Source organism: Chryseobacterium vrystaatense, assembly GCF_000737765.1.
GTDB lineage: Bacteria > Bacteroidota > Bacteroidia > Flavobacteriales > Weeksellaceae > Chryseobacterium > Chryseobacterium vrystaatense.
This window is the reverse complement of sequence record NZ_JPRI01000007.1, coordinates 193,088-210,787: the sequence shown is the minus strand read 5'-3', so window position 1 is coordinate 210,787 and position 17,700 is coordinate 193,088. Positions and strand designations below refer to the sequence as shown.

Below are 17,700 nucleotides of genomic sequence, written 5' to 3'. Positions count from 1 at the left end.
ACATATTCAGTATGATAAAATTAGGAATTTTAGATTTTGGGAGAAGGGGTGATTTAAACAGCCTGGAAATCATAGAGCAAATTATTACTTATGCCTCCCAGGCAGAAGAATATGGATTCAATAGATTTTGGCTTGGAGAGCATCACTTACCGATCCCTAATGTTTCATATACCAATCCGGAAATTATAATTTCCATAGTAGCCGGAATGACTGAACGTATTTTGGTAGGGTCTGCAGGTTCTTTAATTTCCATGCATTCCCCTTATATTATTGCAACAAATTTCAGACTTTTAAATAATATTTACTACAAAAGAATAGAACTTGGACTGGCCAAAGGAGCACCGGAAAGCGTGAAAGTCATGGAACTTACCAATGATAAGCTGCTGAGCACTCCACAAAATGAAATTTTTGATGAGAAACTTGATAAAATCCTCAGCCTTTTGAACAATGATGAGTATAATTTAAAGGAAAATAAACTTGTTATTCCACCTTATGGAGGTGAAAATCCAGATATCTGGTATCTTTCATCAGACTTTAACTATCTGGATCTAGCTGTTGCCAAAAATCTTAACTACTGTGTTTCTACTTTTCATGGAGCCAGAAAAAAACTATCGGCAACCAAAGATAAACTGAAAGAATTTAAAACCGCTTTTTTTGAAAAAAATGGCAGAGAAGTTAAAATGGTACTGTCCATTGCCTTCTGTACAGACGAGAGTCAAGTTCTTCAAGATCAAAACCCCAACCAGCATCAAAGTGAAAGTTTCAATATTTTAAACGTAACGATTGAAAACTTATCCCAAATCATTGAAGAGTATCATGAGGAGTATGGAATAGATGAATTTGTCCTGTATGATACCTCAGCCACTAATGAGGCAAAAATATTAAATCTAAAAAAACTAAACACCATTTTCTATTCTGATGAAAAATAAATTAAAAATATTAAATACTGTTTTTTGCAGAAACTCATTATACACTTTAAACGACTTGTTGAAGATACCTCGTCATGAAGATGAGCTCAATACATTCATGGATTATCTTTATAATGATACCATCTTTAAAGACGCCTTATTTTTAGCTTCTCCTGAATTATTTTACAGATGGAAATCTGCAATTGAAGCCGATCTTTCGAATGCGGTTACAGATAAAAGTAAAGAATACAGAAAATTGGCTATTTCTATTTTAAAATATTATATCAGAATATGCTCACGGGCTACCCCTTTCGGACTGTTTTCAAGCTACTCAATCATTGATTTGGAAAAAGAAGTATCCACAACCCATAGTGGTGGAAACTTTATTCCTTTCTATAGCGTAGATCTCAACATTGTATTTAAAATACTCAGAAAAATAAATAACAATCCGAATATCATCAAACAGCAGGATTATGTGATTAATAACACCCTGTACAATATAGGAAAAGAATACAGATATGTTGAAGTAACCCATTCTAAGGAAGACTCCAGAGATTATATTTTAAATTCTTTTGAAAGAAATGAGGTCCTTGATTTAATTATCAGTGAAACTAAAAGCCCGAAATCATTTGCCGACCTGGTATCATTACTTCTTGATAGTGTTGATTCTATAGAAATAGAACAGGCTGAAGAATATCTTTCGTCTTTGATTGAAGCTCAACTGCTCATTGGAGAATTTCAGCTCTACCTAAACCATGAAACACCACCTTTACAGCAGATCATTAATTTATTTGAAAAAAAAGAGCCCCTGCTCTATGATCCGGAAATCAATATACTGCACAAAAAAATAAAGAAAATCAATGACAGCCTGGCTGCATTGGAAAAAAAAGAAATCGGCAACAACATACAATACTATGAAGAAATCTTCCATGTACTGGACGAGTTAGAAATTACATACAATAAGAAATTTGTGATCAACTGTAATTTAAAACATACAGATATAGTACCTGTCATACCCGAAAAAACACAAAAAAACATAAGAGAAGCAATAGAAATATTATCTGCACTAACTACTTTAAAACAGCAGACTCATAAAACATTGGATGAATTTAAAGAAAAGTTCACCGAAAGATATGGGGAGAATCTGATGCCTTTAAATATTGCTTTGGATAATGAAATTGGAATAGGATACTCAAACAATTCCAATAACGCCATCCAATCCGATCTGGTAAAGAAAATACAGGTAAATGCAGAAGGCTCTGAAGATCAACAAATAGAACACAGCTTAAAAATAAAAAGAATATGGAACAATATTCTCGCTAAGGCAAAGTATAGCAAACTCTCTGAAATTGATCTCAGTAATGATGAATTCCGTAATTTAATTCACACAGAAAAAACAGAGAATAATATTAATTTACCGGACAGCTTGCACGCCATGGTATCTGTGGTAGATGATAATAAGATATTAATCAAAGGCATTGGAGGAGTGAGCGCTTTAAATCTGATCGGGAGGTTTACCTGTTTCGACCCTGAAGCCGCGGCTTTAGCTTCCGAAATCAGTAAATCCGAGAGCCAAAATAATGTGAATGCTATTTCAGCAGAATTCGACTATATTCCAGACAACAGAAGCAGTAATCTTTTGGTCAGAAATATAAAAAGAGAATATACTTTAGGTTATATTTCCAAGAACAGTACGGTATCTCATATAGACTTAGACGATATTTACGCAGGAGTGAGATATGGAAAAATAGTATTATGGAGCCAGAAGCATAAATCCATGATCAAACTGTACAATTCTCATGCTCATAATTTTCATATCAACTCTATGCCGATCTATCATTTTCTGTGCGATCTGCAGTGTCAAAACATTACCGAATATCTTCACATAAATTTTGATCAGCTTATATTTTCATACAATAATCATTTCCCCAGAATCAGCTGGAAAAACCTTATCCTTTCCCCTGCTACCTGGAGAATAACCACCTCTGAACTAAAGTATCTGTTTCCTCAGAAAAATGATGAAGATCTCCTTTCTTATTTTAATAAGATAAAAAGCTACTATAATATTCCAAGATATGTTTATCTAAAAGACTCCGGTGATAATCAGTTATTAATAGACACCGAGAATAAAATATTACTGGAGATAGTACGTGATGCTATCAATGAAAAAGAAAGCTTGATACTCATTGAAGTTCTTTATAACCTTAACCATAAAGGAATACATGATAATGAATACATTTTTCCGATAATCAACGAAAAAAGCAATAACAGTCTGGAAGTTGTATCTCCTAAAAAATCATTAAAGAGGAAATTTATACCTACAAACGAATGGGTATTCTTTAAAATATATTTAGGTATTGAAACCGCCAATAAGCTGCTGGCAACGGAAATACCTTCTCTTATTGAAACTTTAAAAAAGAAAAATTTGATAGAAAAATGGTTTTTTATCAGGTATTACGACCCTAATTTTCATATCAGGCTTCGATTTCAGTATGACAATAATAAAACCAAACTTTCAGACATACTGTCCATTGTTAATCAGAAGCTGAAATACTATTCAGATACCCATTACATCTCAAAAATAGATATTTCAACCTATGAAAGAGAAATCGAAAGGTATGGCTATCATTTAATGATCAATGCTGAAAGTTTCTTTACAATGGACAGTGAGATTATTATAGAGCTTTTAAAGAGAATTAAAGCAGACCCTACCGGAGATGAAAGAGTGAAATATTTCATTTTAATCAAATATATTGATCATTATCTTAATTTCTTACAGCTATCGCTCGATACAAGGATTAATTTATTCGGCAACTTATACAATGCGTTTCAGACAGAATTTCAGGCCAATAAAAAGACCAGAAAAGATATTGATTCCATTTACCGTCAGGATTTTGAACACCTTTCAGAGTTTCTTCATCATAGAAATGAATACGATGGCATCATAGAAAATAACATAAGCAGGTTTGCCCCCGACATCAAAAAGTTTATTGGAAGAACAGATATAATAACCAGTTTTATACATATGACAATCAATAGATTTGCAAAACTGGAGCCCCGAAAAAATGAACTCTTAATTTATGGAGTTCTTGAAAAACATTACAGAGCTATGAATGGAAAATTAAATTTAAAAGTATGATTTTCTTACCACAACATGATCAGATGGACTGTGGGCCCGCATGCCTTGCTATGGTTGCAGCCCATTACGGAAAAGAATATAGTGTACAGTACCTGAGAAATATGAGCTATATTACCCGGGAAGGAGTCTCCTTGCTCGGAATAAGTGATGCTGCCCATAAAATTGGGTTCAAAACGATGGCAGGTACATTAAAGCCGGAAAATATTGATCAAAATTTTTTACCTCTTATCCTTCACTGGAATCAGAATCATTTTGTAGTCCTTTATAAAGTTTCAAAAAATATATTTAACGGCAAAAGAACATACAAAATTGCCGATCCCGGGCATGGCTATATTTCTTTATCGGAGGAAAAGTTTAAGCAGTCATGGATCTCGATCGGAGAGGAAGGAGTTGCTTTATTCTTAGAACCTACAGAAGAGTTTTACCAACAGACTCCGCCCAAAGAAGAAAAACTTTCGGCCGCCTACCTGTTTAATTATCTTAAACCTTTTAAGAAACAGATATCATGGATGTTCCTGCTGCTGCTGCTGGGAACACTTACCACTCTCATTTTTCCCTTCCTGACTCAGAAATTAATTGATGACGGTGTCACCAAAAAAGATCTGTCTATTATTACTTATATCTTATTGGCCCAACTGACATTTTTTTTAGGCAATATTATTTTCGGAATTTTCCGGAACTGGATCATGCTGGTCGTAGGTACAAAGATTAACATACAAATTATTTCAGATTTCCTCAAAAAACTACTGAAACTTCCTATCCGGTTCTTTGATACGAAGTTAATGGGAGATTTTAATCAAAGGATTCAGGATCATGAAAGGGTTGAAAGTTTTCTCACTTCACAAAGTTTAATAACATTATTTTCAATCATTACTTTTTCTGTTTTCTTTGGGGTACTGTGGCATTACGATTATAGAATTTTGTTGGTTTACATGACATTGACTGTGTTTTCTGTGATCTGGTCTTTGTATTGGATGAAAAAACGCAAAATGTTGGACTATTTTAAATTTCAGCGAAGAAGCGAAAATCAGGAATCAATTTACGAAATGATCAATGGTGTTTCAGAAATGAAGCTCAACCAGTTTGAAGAGTTTAAACGAAACGAGTGGAATAAAATCCAACAGAAACTTTTTAAAATCAATATCCGTATTTTAAAACTGGATCAGATTCAGCTTTCCGGTTTTGAATTCATTAATCAGATAAAAAATATCATGGTTACATTCCTTGCCTCATCATTTGTGGTACATGGCAATATGACCCTGGGTGCTCTTCTGAGTGTCTCTTACATCATTGGGCAGATGAATACTCCGGTAAGCCAGCTGATCACTTTTTTCAGATCACTACAGGATGCAAAATTGAGTTTAACCCGATTAAATGAAGTACAAACCCATCCTGAAGAAGAACAGGAAAATCATGTTCCATTACTCAGTGAAAAATACACAACCCAGAACGGAATTGAAAAAGGAATTTATCTGAAGAATGTTTCATTCCAATATGAAGGCCCCAAATCACCTTTTGTGCTTAAGGATATTAATATCTTTATCCCGGAGGGCAAAGTCACTGCTATTGTAGGGGCAAGTGGCAGTGGCAAAACTACCCTCATGAAAATGCTGCTGAAATTTTATGAACCAGTAGAGGGTGATATAGAATTTAATCATTTGAATATTAATGATATTTCTCCTGAAGATCTGAGAAAAAACTGTGGTGTTGTCATGCAGGATGGGTTTATATTCTCTGATACCATTGAAAGAAATATTGCAACCGGTGATGAAAACATCAATTATGAGAAGCTTGAAAAATCATTATTTATTTCTAATATTACATCTTTCGTAGAAAAGCTTCCTCTCAATTTAAATACCAAAATTGGCGCAGCGGGCAACGGTATTTCAGGAGGACAAAGGCAAAGAATCCTAATTGCAAGAGCGGTATATAAAAACCCTCATTATATCTTTTTTGATGAGGCAACCAGTGCATTGGATTCTGAAAACGAAAGAACGATACATGACAATTTACAGGATTTCTTTAAAGAGAAAACGGTTGTCATCATAGCCCATCGTCTTTCTACTGTAAAAAATGCAGATCAAATTATCGTATTAAAGAATGGTGAAGTCGTAGAACAGGGCAGTCATCAGCAATTGGTTCAAAATAAAGCAACCTATTTTAAATTAGTGAAAAACCAACTGGAACTTGGAGGGTAGCAGACTGTAAAGATACTCGTCTGCAAGCTAACCCACTTTGTAACCATTCCGTTTTTCTTAAATTTATACCTCGCTACCACATTCGATTGTAGCGTGTGATTCTATGCCCCTTTGCATCAATGGAATTTCTATTCAGATGAACTTTTCTTTACCCCCTTATATAAGTACCTCCAGCCCGTTCACCAACCGCCTCTACCCTCTTCCGGCAAGCCTACAGACATCTGAGAAGCTGTTTACTCTTCTTAAAGCTCCCTGCGAGCAGTTGTAATGATAACTAAAATTCAGATGATTTAACAAAAACAAAACCATTACAGCAACCCACAAAATATCAGTACCCAAAAAACAGAGATTGATTAATATTTGCTTTTGTCAATTATTTTCACTATCTTGATATATGAAAAAAAGTGAAAATCAAGGTGGTATAACACACGCAGGTAAAATGAACGAACGAACAAAAGCTTTGGAAGTTCTTGAAAAAGCTAAGCAGACACAAGGAAAAATCACATTCCTAAGACAAGGTGCCGGAAGAAACTTTAAGCCAAAAAATGAAGAGTCATAAATTGAAATTGATTTAATTTACATCTTCAAAGAGTACCTTTAAACCATAGACAGAGAAAAACTGGAAAACCAGATACTATCTGCATTGAAAAACTTACAGCTCAATAGGTCAAACATTGACCCCTGAGCTGTAATAGTATATTCAAGCTGCATACTGTTTACTTCAGTGTCACCCACTACCGCACGAATCCTTTCGTGTGGTTTAACATTATAAATCAAACATTCTACATACAGCATCCAGCCAATCTACAACAACAAAATTTATAAAATATAATCCTGTAAGATTTTGGAATTTACAATGATGATTCATCAATTATGGTTTTAATAAAAACTTCTTGAGGAAGTCTTGGGAAATAAAAACCATGCGATACAATCGCAGCAGCAAGGGAATTAATATTTCCAGAATTGCTATTTATTAAAAAGCCTCCCGTAGTCCGAGAGGCAAAGTGTAATTTTTAAGAAATATGAAAGTATTCAAGTCCTTAAATATAAAACGAGTTTTCAAGATGGATTATGATTGCAGTCATAATTCTATGGAAAAACGTAATTTCTGTATTTGGATTATTTGTATATTGAAAAAAAAACATCAATATGTACTACAAAGTAATTTCAAATCCAATTCTAGAGTATTTAGAAAAAGAAGTTAATGAATACATTCTTAAGGGTTGGAAGCCCCAAGGTGGGATACTTGTTACCGGTGATGGATTCTACCAAGCCCTATCGAAGTAATCTTATAACAACAATCCCACCTAAGTAGGGATTGTTTTATTTTCACCTTCAAAAAGGTTTCTGATCATAGGATTTTGAAAATATGACTGCATTTTTAGTGTTTGATCTAATACACCTTCTTTCCAATCTCTAAGGCTTTTATATCTGTATTTCATTCTATTACAGCAAAAATCTGGTAGATCGAATCCATTTTGACTGTGATCATAATCATCCGTTTTGAAAAATACTTTCAATTTACCTCTAAATCTCTTGACGATTGCGGAGTATACCTTACACCCTTATCAAGAATTCCATACTATTACTTAATCAATCTGATTGTTGTAATACAATCATACGACCGAAGACCTCCTTTTGACTGCTTGCTCGGAAAGCCTGTAAAACCTGCAAATATTTCCCAAAACTACTATTATGAGGTAAGGCCGGATTGTGCAAGATCTGATTTCCCCCAGTAGACAAAATTCTCAGTTTTGTATTCCAGGTCGTTTTCCTGCCATTGGTCTTTGATAATATCCTCCATCGCTTGCCTTTCATTTGATAGTCAAATAATTTTAAAACAACCAATGCTGACAAGATATTATTTTTGTACAATATTAAAAATAAAGTTAATATACAATGTTTATATTTCGAATATATGCATTATCTTCACGTTATTAACATCAAATTATATATTTTTATGAAAAAATTACTTTTCACATTAATTTGTGCGACTACGCTAGTTTTTACTAGTTGCTCAAACGATCCTCATCAGGAAAAGGAAGTTCAAGACCAGAACCAAGCGGTAGCAGCGAAGAAGTCTGTAAGCAAAACTCAGCAAGAAATCGATAATCTTCTCAAACATTTTACAACACAGGATTATCATTCCTCTGTTTCCAGCTTAACTAAGGAGGAAGTGCAAAAAGATATGGCCATGAAATTACTGCCAAAGTGCAAACAGCTTCTTATGGAAAATGGATATACGGAAGATGATATTAATAAATTTGGCGACGATTACAAAACTATTATTCTTACAGCATTTAACTTAAAAAAATAATTATGAAAAAGATCTTTTTATCACTTGCACTTGTGTTTGGCGCAGCTAATTTTGCAATGGCAATCCCAACCTTTTATTATAATTTTGGAAGTTACGACGTAGAAGGTTTATTTGTTTATTATTCAAGTCCAGCTAACGGAATGGGTTGTTATGATGGAGACATACTTCCTTTGAAACTGTCAAGTTCAAATGTTCTTACCAATATGTATACTGGTGTTCCAGTTCCTGCTAACCAACTTTCACATGCCTATGTATGTGGTGCATCTCCAACGCCGGTATGCAGTACTACACCGGATGTAGTCTTTAGAGGCATGAGATTTTATACTACAGTAAGTAATTTTGCGGGGATGGCAGGAACAAGTTGTACCAATTTCACTCAGGTTCCAACACCTAACGGATGGAAAATAACAATGCCAGGTTCACAAAGTCTAACATTTGTAGACATGGGGTTCATGACACAATATATTTACCAATAAGAAAAAAACTCAAATTTTTATTAAAATAAGAATCCATTATGGCCTAAATTGGAATAAAAATTTGTGACTATAAAGCAAATCCCCGAATAATATCGGGGATTTTTACTGTATATACTTTTTCTTTTCCTCTAAGAAATCAGGCTTATTTTTTCGTTTTTCCAAAGTATGGCTAAAAGTTCTTTAAAACGCCATGCAACTCACGAATGTAAAACTTACATCTATATTATTGAGCTTTCTCTATTTTGTTCTTCAAAAAAATAAAATTTTAAACAGCTTTGTTACATACAAAAAACGGATAACCTTATTTAATTTTCCATTTTTGTATTTTAGTCAAAAGACCAAATCACATTTTTTTCAATATTATCATTGATTACTGAAAAAGATCTTTCTGTGATTTCAAATTGAGTATCGTTAATAATATTATCACTAAAAATAATATTCGTAAAAATACAATTCTTAAAATTGCATGCTGTGATTTCTGCTCCCATTATTTCCGCACCTGCAAAAGAACAAGTGATAAAGGAGCAAAATGTAAATGATGTATTATTTAAATTAGATTTTGTAAAATCAACATTTTTGAAGGTACATTGATGAAATGAAGTTTGAACAAAATATGTAGAATAAAATGATATTTTATTGAATTCAATATGACTATATATAGAATTTACAGATATAAGGTCATCCAAATTACTATCACAAACAATCAAATCTCTAATTTCTATTTCATTAAAACTAGGCAGATCATCGGTCTTGTAATCATTTTGCTCTTTTATAGCACTGTATAAATTAAATACATTTTCCACTTTTTATTAAAATTTCACATTTATTTCTATTATTACTGATCATTCTTCTACGTTTAAATTAAACCATTTCCATAATATAATCAAATTCATTCATAACCACTGAATGATTGATCCATGTACGAGCGCCTTTACCGCACGAATTCTTACGTATGGTTTATTATTATAAGTCTAATATTCTAAAAACAAAAATAGGATTAAAAAGTCCTTTAAAAAATATTCATGCAGCCTACAACAGCAAAACTTATGAAATATATCCTTCAGGAATGTGGAATTTGTAATTGACAACTCATCAATTATGCTTTGAGAAAGATAAAAACTTTTGAAAAAATCTTTGAAATAAAAACCCTTTGATATAATTGTGTATTATCTATTGATTCGGGGGTATAAACGAAAAAAGCCCCTAAAATAGGGGCAATTTGTGACCGCGAAGGGATTCGAACCCCCAACCCTCAGAGCCGAAATCTGATATTCTATCCAGTTGAACTACGCAGCCTTTTGTATAAGTAATTGGTAACCAATTGTGGAAACATCCGATCACCAATTACTCATTAATTTTATTAGAAAGTAATTTTCACTCCTCCTACAACCTGTGCGCCTAAGACTTTGTAGCCCTTATACGTTTGGTAGTTTGAGTTCAGAAGATTGTTTCCGAGTGCGAAAATACTGAAATTTTTGTGAAATTTGTACTCTACGGAAAGATTTAAATCAGCATACCCCCCAATTTTGTCATTTTTGTCCTCCGTAGACTGGTAAACCATTCCCGGATTTGCAACACCTTCCAGAGCGAAAGAGTTTGTCGTTCTGTCACTTGCAAAGATTCCTTTGAATCCTAAGAGCAGTTTTTTATCAAGCATGGTATATTTTGCTCCGATGCTCGCATTTACTAAAGGAACGTTATAAATATCCTCATAATTCTTCAAATCGTACTTCGTAAACCTTACTTCACCATCTAAAACTAGATTTTCAAGAGGAAAATACTGCACGCTACCTTTGATATCACTTACATTTCCATCATCATATACAGCAGAGAATGTATTGGCAAAATTGTAAGCAGAACGGTTCAGTGTAAATACATTGTCGAAAAGACTGTTTCCTTTGAAGAACATAATATCCTTCATTTTTCCGTAACCTGCAGAGAAGTCATATTTGAACGTTTCGTCGATGTCTCCACGTAAACCTATATAAAAATGATATTGAGTCTCTGTTGGCTTTAAAAACTGGTCTGAAACGATGAATGGGTTAGCCTGTAAAAGATCTCCGTAAGTATTAAGCTTCAGACCTCCGTCTACCCCACCGTAGAATTTAAATTCTTTAGCAGCAGCAACCTGAAACTCAGCCTGCGGAAACCAGTAGGTTTTGTTGTTTTTCACCTCTCCGCCCAATACATCATTTGAGTTCCTGGCATTAAGGAAAGAAAAACCGGAACCTATCATTAAGTAGGATTCTCCTTTTCTGAAGGTTACTTTCGGAGTAAGGCTCGTATTAAAGAAATTAGATGAGTTTTTGTTTACCATCTCAAAATCTGTTTTCACAGCCTCTATTCCTACGCCTAAGTCAGCATTTAAAACAATTCCAGACTTTCCAATCTCCACCGCATGCTTGGAAAGGTTTGCCAAAATGGAAACCTGATTTTCCTGTGCATCAAAATGATCTTTAAGGAAAGAAGATTTTACCCTTACATCATTTAAGATCTCATTGGAATAAAAATCATAGTATCCATTTACCTTGAACTGGCTTACCCTCTGCTTCAAATCAACATCTGCAGCAGGTTCCATGGCATAAATTCCGTAATATCTGTTATTGTCCAATCCATACTCTGCATTCAGGTTGAATTTTCCTTTGTCACCGTATGAATTTAAGTATGCTCCTATTGCTGTAGAACTCTGCTTGGAATCCCAGGCATATTCTTTTTTCAGACCTAAAGTAGAAAGAAAATGGAAATCCGCCCCTACTTCAAGTTTGTTGTCAAGGGTTTTGGAAATATTGGCATCTCCCAGGATCTTCCCGAAGTTCCCCATTCCAAACTGCAGATAATTATTCTGAGCCGTTCCCTCAAATTTCGGAGTGACATCCTGTCCCTGAATAGTAGACGTTTTGAAATCTGAAACCGCAGGTACATCTGTGATATTATATTTCACAGGGTTCTGCGATTTTTCTTCCGGCGGATAATTCTTAATCGTTTCCACAGAGGTTTTCTTCTTCTCGATCTTCTTCACCTCCGGTTCCCGCTTCTTATTAAGAATCAGTTTCTCCTCCTTGATCTGGGAAAACGCAAACTGCGAAACCCCTAAAAATAATATGGATAATATTTGAATTTTTCTGTTCATTGTTCAATATTTGTATTAACGTATAATATCCGATGCATCATGTACATACCGGATTGGACTTTGTACATTATACTTTATACATTTTACTTTTTAATCTGCTTTTTAACCTCTTTCGCTTCTGCTACGATCTCCGGGAAATCTTTATAATTCTCGATGATCTGGTCACAGGTATAACTTGCCTGATAATTATCTTTCAGTCCTACATAGTTTTTAGCCATCAGAACCAAAGCTTTTGCTCCCCAATAGTCTTCAGAGGCATAGTTATTCGCCAGTTTAAAGATGGTCTCGTTGGAAGACTTGAATGCCTTACCTTTATTCTGATAATAAGCTTTTGCATAAATAGCTTCGGCGGCCACTGAGGTATTGGAAGATTTTTCAAGAGAAGTATACGCTGACTGGGCATCTTTATCTTTCCCTGAATTCATCAGGCTTCTCGCTTTGATCACTTTCGCTGTTTCAATAACTGCTGCCGAGTTTTTGGTATTGCCAATCACTGCATCTGCAAGCTTTTCAGCCTGAGAGAAGTTTTTCTCTCCTGCATATACCTTCATCAACTCTACATTAGCATAGTTTCTAATGCTGATATCTGAAGAGTTTTTGATGTTCTCAAGGTATTTTTTAGCTTCTGCTGTATTTCCCTGAGCTACAAAGATCTGTGCCAGACGGGTCTGAGCATCATCCTGATAATCATTCTGAACAGAGGCTACTTCCTGAAGAACAAGAAGTGCTTTCGTAGCATTATTGGTTTGATAATAGCTTTCTCCCAGCTCGTATTTAGCCTGATAAAGGCCTTCTCCGGTAGGATTCTGCGTTAAGTATTTTTCGTAGTAAGAGATAGCATTTTTGTAATCCTTCTTCGTGAAATACTGCTTTCCTGTAGAAAGATTGATCTCATCAATTTCAGAAGCAGCTACATTCACTCCGATATTTTTGGCAAAACTTTCATATCCTGAAACATCTCCGTTCTTTGTGAAAATAGGTTTTGCCGCCTGAACGATCTTCTCAGCATACGCTGTATTTTTATATTGCTCGCCCAATGATTTAAGTTCAGAAAGAGCTTTATCACTTTGATTCTGATCAATATAATTCTGCGCTCTGTAAATAGATGCGTTGGCAATAAGATCTTTATCCGAGGACGTTTTGATCACCTTTGCAAAATAATCATTGGAATTTGCAAAATCATCCTGTGCAGAATATGCTGTTCCTATTTCATACTGGGCATCATCATAATACTCAGAATCCTGATATTTGGATAAAAGGTTTTTCAGATTGGTAATTTTCGCCTGAGTATCTCCTTTAAATCCTAAAGCCATTGCTTTTTGATATAAAGTATAGTCTGTGGCATCTTCATTCTTATCGTAAATCGCAATAGCCTCGTTCAGATCATTGTTGGCATAATGAATATCCGCCAGACGAAGCTCTGCATCATTTTTAAATTCAGGTTTCGGATTGGTCAGATACTGCTTGAAATAAGTCTGTGCCTGATCGAATTTTTTAGCTTTAAAATAAGCATAGCCCAAATCATAAGGCAGCTGTTGTTTCTCCGGGAAAGTTTCATTTAGCAGCTTTTCGTAACGGGCAATAGCAGACGGATAATTTCCTTTCTGGTAATAAACCTGCCCCAGCCAGTATAATGCTCTGTTGTAAAACTCTTTATTGATATTGAATCCTAAACTTCTCAGAAAATACCTTTCCGCTTCATCATAGTTTCCTTTGTTGAACTCTTCTGTTCCTAATAAATAAGAAACCTCCTGATCTACTTTATTGATCTCAGGTGTAGAGTTCTGAAGTCTGTCGATGGCGTTAAGGGTTTCCTTATAGTTCCCGGAATACAGGTATGATTTCACAAGAAGTGATCTCATTTCCGGAGCATTCGCGTCATTCTGATTATCGTTGATATAACTTTGGATCACCGCAGAAGGACTTTCAAACGGGTTTCCGATATCGTAACTTAGTTTTGCGTACTGTTCGTGTGCCAGTTTTTTAACCTTAGCATCGTAATTCATCTGATAAGAAGAACGGAAGGCAGAAAGCGCTTCCTGTTTTTTATCTACCGCCAGATAGGCATTTCCTAACTGATAGTAGGCGTTCTGTGCCAATGCTGAATTACTGTTGACAAGCTGGTTGTAATAAGAAACCGCTTCATCATACTTTTTAAGCTGAGCCGCTACAAATCCCATTTCATAAAGGTCATTCTCAGACGGGTTCTGCTGCACGCTCAAATAATCTTTCAGGTGAGGATAAGCCGAGGTATAATCATTTTTCATGAAGTAACTTTCCCCGATGATTTTATGAACCTCTGCTTTATAAGCATCCGAAATACTCTCGTTCAGTAAAGCTGTTCCTTCTGAAATTGCCTTGTCATAATTCTTATCATTATAGTACATCTGTACATAATAAGGACGCACCAGTTTAGAGAATTTAGGCTGATCTTTTACAGAATCAAAATACTGGAAAGCCTTATCATTCTGACCGCTTGAATAATACAAGTGTCCCAGCATATAGGCAATGTCTCCTTTTTGGGATTCATCGGCCGTTTTATAGGCTTCTTCTAAAGCATCAGTAGCTCCTTTTGTATCCCCGGTCATGAATTTAGCATAACCCAGTTTCAGAATGTACTGTGTATTTTCTTCTTTTGAAAGCTGATACTGATTCACTTTTTTCAGAGTCTCTAATGCTTTGTCGAAATCTTTTTTGGCTAAATAATAATCAGCCAGCGGAAGATTTGCCTGAGCAAAATAGGCAGAATTCGGATATTCTTTCATGAAGGCCGTAAGCCCCTCTTCTGCATGATTTTTCTGAAGGATTACTCCGATCACATTATCAAAAAACTGCGCTGCTTCTTTTCTCGATCTGGACAGATTCTGATTATAGAAATACTGTCTTGCATATTCGAATTGAGAAGCATTGTATATTTTGGTCTGATAAAGATTTTCTGCGAGATTGAACCTGTAATTTTCTTTCTGTGTAAAGTACTGTGACTGTTGCGCTCCGGAAATTCCGAAATAAAGCACGGCAGCTGAGAGAAGTATTTTTTTTGAATTCATTCTTTTTCTGAATAAAAAGATTAGTCTTATAAGTTAACGAAAATATTAAAAACTTATTGTTTAAGCAAGTTTTAAAGGTTTAATAACATAAATTAACAATTGAATACATTTCACTATTTGATGATAAAAAATGATTACTTTAGTATCATAAAAACCTGAGTGAATATCAATTGGGAATCATCAAAAAAATATTTTGACTGAATTCTCTTTCTACACCAGCTAAAAACATACCATTACATGAAAATTAAAATACTTTTAGCATTAATATGTGTCAATATGCTACAGGCTCAGAAACTTTACTTTCCGAAAACTGCAGTAAATGACTCTTTGGTTCTGGAAAAACAAATTGCTCTGCTTGCCACCAAACTAATGTCCCAGCCGACGTTACTGAAGCTTAAAAAAGACAAGAGACTTACATATCTGGATCATCTTCTGCGTTTACAGATGGTCGCTAAAGATTATAAAAAATCGATTGCCACTCTAGCAGATTACCGCAACGAATATGCCGCCAATAATATGGCGGGGAATAAATTCATTCTTTATGAATTTTACAGTATGGCCAAAGTAATCGAAGAGAAAGAAAACATTTCTTTTTCCAATGCACTTCAAAAAGCGTTCAATAAAAAGTACGAAAGCCTTTCTGATCAACTGGCGACCAAAGTAGGCATAGCAGTAGACGGAGACGTCATAGATGCCAGAAAAACCCTGCACAAAACACTCGACAAGCAAAAGGATAAAGACAGCATAGATTACGCATCAGCTCTGGCTTTATGCAGAAGTTATCTGAATTACAAAACCTTCTCCTCCACTAAGCCTCAGATTATACAATTGGCAGCATCAAAAGACGCGGAAAAATTCATTACTGAAACCAAGGATCTGAAAACAAAGAATGGGAATACTTTAACGATCACCATCGTCAGAAAAAAAGAAAACACGTCTCCCCTTCCTGTTATTCTCACGAATAATATCTATGCCGGCTCATTTGATCCACTTTTCGGGAAAAGAGCAGCGGTATATAATTATGTAGGTGCCGTTGTGAATACCCGTGGCAAAAGAAACAGCAATGATGAGAACAATCCTTTCGAGCATGAATCTCAGGATATTTATGAGGTGATTGACTGGGTCAGCAGACAGCCCTGGAGCAATGGCAAAGTCGGAATGATTGGTGGAAGTTATCTGGGATTCAGCCAGTGGGCAGCGGTAAAAAAATTACATCCTGCGTTAAAAACTATTGTTCCACAGGTGGCAGTCGGAATCGGAATAGACTACCCTGCCCAAAACAATATCTTCATGAACTATATGTTGCAATGGATTCAGTATGTGACTAATAATAAGCTCACTGACGAAGCAGACTTCAACAATTCATCGAAGTGGGATTCTATTAATACGGCATGGTACAAAAGTGGAAAATCGTTCAGAGCTTTGGATACCATCAGTGGTAAACCAAGTAAGATATTTCAGAGATGGCTGGATCATCCAGGCTACGATACCTACTGGCAGAAAATGGTTCCTTACAAAGAGGATTTTGCCAGGATCAATATTCCTATCCTGACGACAACCGGATATTATGATGATGATCAGATCGGAGCCATGTATTATTTTAAACAACATCATCAGTATAACAAAAATGCAAATCATTATCTGGTGATAGGCCCATATGATCATGGCGGTGCACAGAGTTATGGATTTACATACGTTAACGGGAACCCAATCGATCCCGCAGCCCGGATAAGTATTGACGATCTTGCTTTTTCCTGGTTTGATTATATTCTGAAAAACGGCAAGAAGCCTGCTCTGTTAAAAGACAGGGTCAACTTTCAGGTGATGAATACCAATACATGGAAACATGTTTCAAGCCTTGAAAAAATGCATACCTCAACGGTTAAGTTTTACCTTCAGGATCATAAGAACCATTCATCCGTATTTAATAAACCTGCTGCGAAAAATTTCATCAGACAAACCGTGGATTTTAAAAATCGGGATCAAAAAGACCTGTATCACGCAGTAAGCAAAATAGACAGCCTCAAAACTACCACTTCTCTTTATTTTGAAAGTGAAGTTTTAGACAAAGATCTTATCATCAGTGGAAATATGTCCGGATTTTTCAATGTCTCCATCAACAAGAAAGATTTTGATACGGAAGCTTATTTATACCAGATAAAACCGGATGGCAAGTCCTTTTTATTATCCTCTCACCTTGTAAGAGCGAGCTATGCAAAAAACAATGAAGTCCGCCAGCTCCTTGAACCAGGAAAAACAGAACAGATCCCAATAAACAATTCAATAATCATCAGCAAAAAAATAGAAAAAGGAAGCAAACTGGTGCTGCTGGTCGGTGTTAATAAAAATTCAAGCTGGCAGATCAATTACGGAACCGGAAAAGATGTAAGTGATGAAACGATCAGGGATTCCGGTGAGCCACTGGAAATTAAGTGGTACAATGACAGCTATGTAGAAATACCTATTTACCAAGAATAAAGGCTTT

Annotated in this window: 11 protein-coding genes and 1 tRNA gene; 8 read left to right on the top strand and 4 right to left on the bottom strand. The window is 35.2% G+C overall.

The window, feature by feature from the left end; translation table 11 throughout:
* Positions 1 to 11 precede the first annotated feature (11 nt).
* The 7 genes from IW16_RS17865 to IW16_RS17840 all read left to right on the top strand — a co-directional run bounded on the left by IW16_RS17865 (position 12) and on the right by IW16_RS17840 (position 9,038).
* Complete coding sequence (locus IW16_RS17865) at positions 12 to 929, top strand: LLM class flavin-dependent oxidoreductase (protein ID WP_034747472.1); 918 nt, start codon at positions 12 to 14, stop codon at positions 927 to 929.
* Between the two features lie 55 nt (positions 930 to 984).
* Positions 985 to 4,047 carry a lantibiotic dehydratase gene (locus IW16_RS17860; RefSeq protein ID WP_165571995.1) on the top strand — a complete coding sequence of 1,021 codons (3,063 nt, stop codon included), beginning with the start codon at positions 985 to 987 and terminating at the stop codon, positions 4,045 to 4,047.
* The gene (locus tag IW16_RS17855) at positions 4,044 to 6,245 is read left to right on the top strand and encodes a peptidase domain-containing ABC transporter (protein WP_034747466.1); all 2,202 of its coding nucleotides are present in this window, start codon (positions 4,044 to 4,046) and stop codon (positions 6,243 to 6,245) included. The genes IW16_RS17860 and IW16_RS17855 overlap by 4 nt, the downstream gene beginning before the upstream one ends.
* Positions 6,246 to 6,639: 394 nt before the next feature.
* Entirely contained in the window at positions 6,640 to 6,804 is a 165-nt protein-coding gene (locus tag IW16_RS26690; protein ID WP_165571994.1) for a hypothetical protein, read from the top strand.
* A gap of 590 nt (positions 6,805 to 7,394) precedes the next feature.
* Entirely contained in the window at positions 7,395 to 7,532 is a 138-nt protein-coding gene (locus tag IW16_RS26180; RefSeq protein ID WP_083536202.1) for a DUF1737 domain-containing protein, read from the top strand.
* Between the two features lie 673 nt (positions 7,533 to 8,205).
* Positions 8,206 to 8,562 (top strand): hypothetical protein, encoded by a 357-nt coding sequence (locus IW16_RS17845; RefSeq protein WP_131327930.1) that lies wholly within the window; start codon positions 8,206 to 8,208, stop codon positions 8,560 to 8,562.
* Between the two features lie 2 nt (positions 8,563 to 8,564).
* The gene (locus tag IW16_RS17840; RefSeq protein ID WP_034747458.1) at positions 8,565 to 9,038 is read left to right on the top strand and encodes a hypothetical protein; all 474 of its coding nucleotides are present in this window, start codon (positions 8,565 to 8,567) and stop codon (positions 9,036 to 9,038) included.
* Positions 9,039 to 9,364: 326 nt separating this feature from the next.
* Here the strand turns inward: IW16_RS17840 and IW16_RS17835 are convergent, their stop codons facing one another.
* The 4 genes from IW16_RS17835 to IW16_RS17820 form a co-directional block, all read right to left on the bottom strand.
* Entirely contained in the window at positions 9,365 to 9,841 is a 477-nt protein-coding gene (locus IW16_RS17835; RefSeq protein ID WP_034747454.1) for a pentapeptide repeat-containing protein, read from the bottom strand.
* A 419-nt stretch (positions 9,842 to 10,260) separates the two neighbouring features.
* Positions 10,261 to 10,334 (bottom strand) — tRNA-Arg (locus tag IW16_RS17830).
* A gap of 64 nt (positions 10,335 to 10,398) precedes the next feature.
* Positions 10,399 to 12,168 (bottom strand): TonB-dependent receptor, encoded by a 1,770-nt coding sequence (locus IW16_RS17825; RefSeq protein WP_034747451.1) that lies wholly within the window; start codon positions 12,166 to 12,168, stop codon positions 10,399 to 10,401.
* Positions 12,169 to 12,251: 83 nt separating this feature from the next.
* Entirely contained in the window at positions 12,252 to 15,215 is a 2,964-nt protein-coding gene (locus IW16_RS17820; RefSeq protein ID WP_034747448.1) for a tetratricopeptide repeat protein, read from the bottom strand.
* Positions 15,216 to 15,452: 237 nt separating this feature from the next.
* On the opposite strand from IW16_RS17820, the gene IW16_RS17815 reads away from it, so the two are divergent.
* Positions 15,453 to 17,693, top strand: a complete 2,241-nt coding sequence (locus tag IW16_RS17815) for a CocE/NonD family hydrolase (protein ID WP_185116423.1) — start codon at positions 15,453 to 15,455, stop codon at positions 17,691 to 17,693.
* Positions 17,694 to 17,700: the final 7 nt, after the last annotated feature.

Bases quoted from the DNA above. Each gene is read 5' to 3' on its own strand.
- IW16_RS17820 (WP_034747448.1), bottom strand. From the start codon at position 15,215: ATGAATTCAAAAAAAATACTTCTCTCAGCTGCCGTGCTTTATTTCGGA.
- IW16_RS26690 (WP_165571994.1), top strand. From the start codon at position 6,640: ATGAAAAAAAGTGAAAATCAAGGTGGTATAACACACGCAGGTAAAATG.
- IW16_RS17855 (WP_034747466.1), top strand. From the start codon at position 4,044: ATGATTTTCTTACCACAACATGATCAGATGGACTGTGGGCCCGCATGC.
- IW16_RS17845 (WP_131327930.1), top strand. From the start codon at position 8,206: ATGAAAAAATTACTTTTCACATTAATTTGTGCGACTACGCTAGTTTTT.
- IW16_RS17865 (WP_034747472.1), top strand. From the start codon at position 12: ATGATAAAATTAGGAATTTTAGATTTTGGGAGAAGGGGTGATTTAAAC.
- IW16_RS17825 (WP_034747451.1), bottom strand. From the start codon at position 12,168: ATGAACAGAAAAATTCAAATATTATCCATATTATTTTTAGGGGTTTCG.
- IW16_RS26180 (WP_083536202.1), top strand. From the start codon at position 7,395: ATGTACTACAAAGTAATTTCAAATCCAATTCTAGAGTATTTAGAAAAA.
- IW16_RS17840 (WP_034747458.1), top strand. From the start codon at position 8,565: ATGAAAAAGATCTTTTTATCACTTGCACTTGTGTTTGGCGCAGCTAAT.
- IW16_RS17815 (WP_185116423.1), top strand. From the start codon at position 15,453: ATGAAAATTAAAATACTTTTAGCATTAATATGTGTCAATATGCTACAG.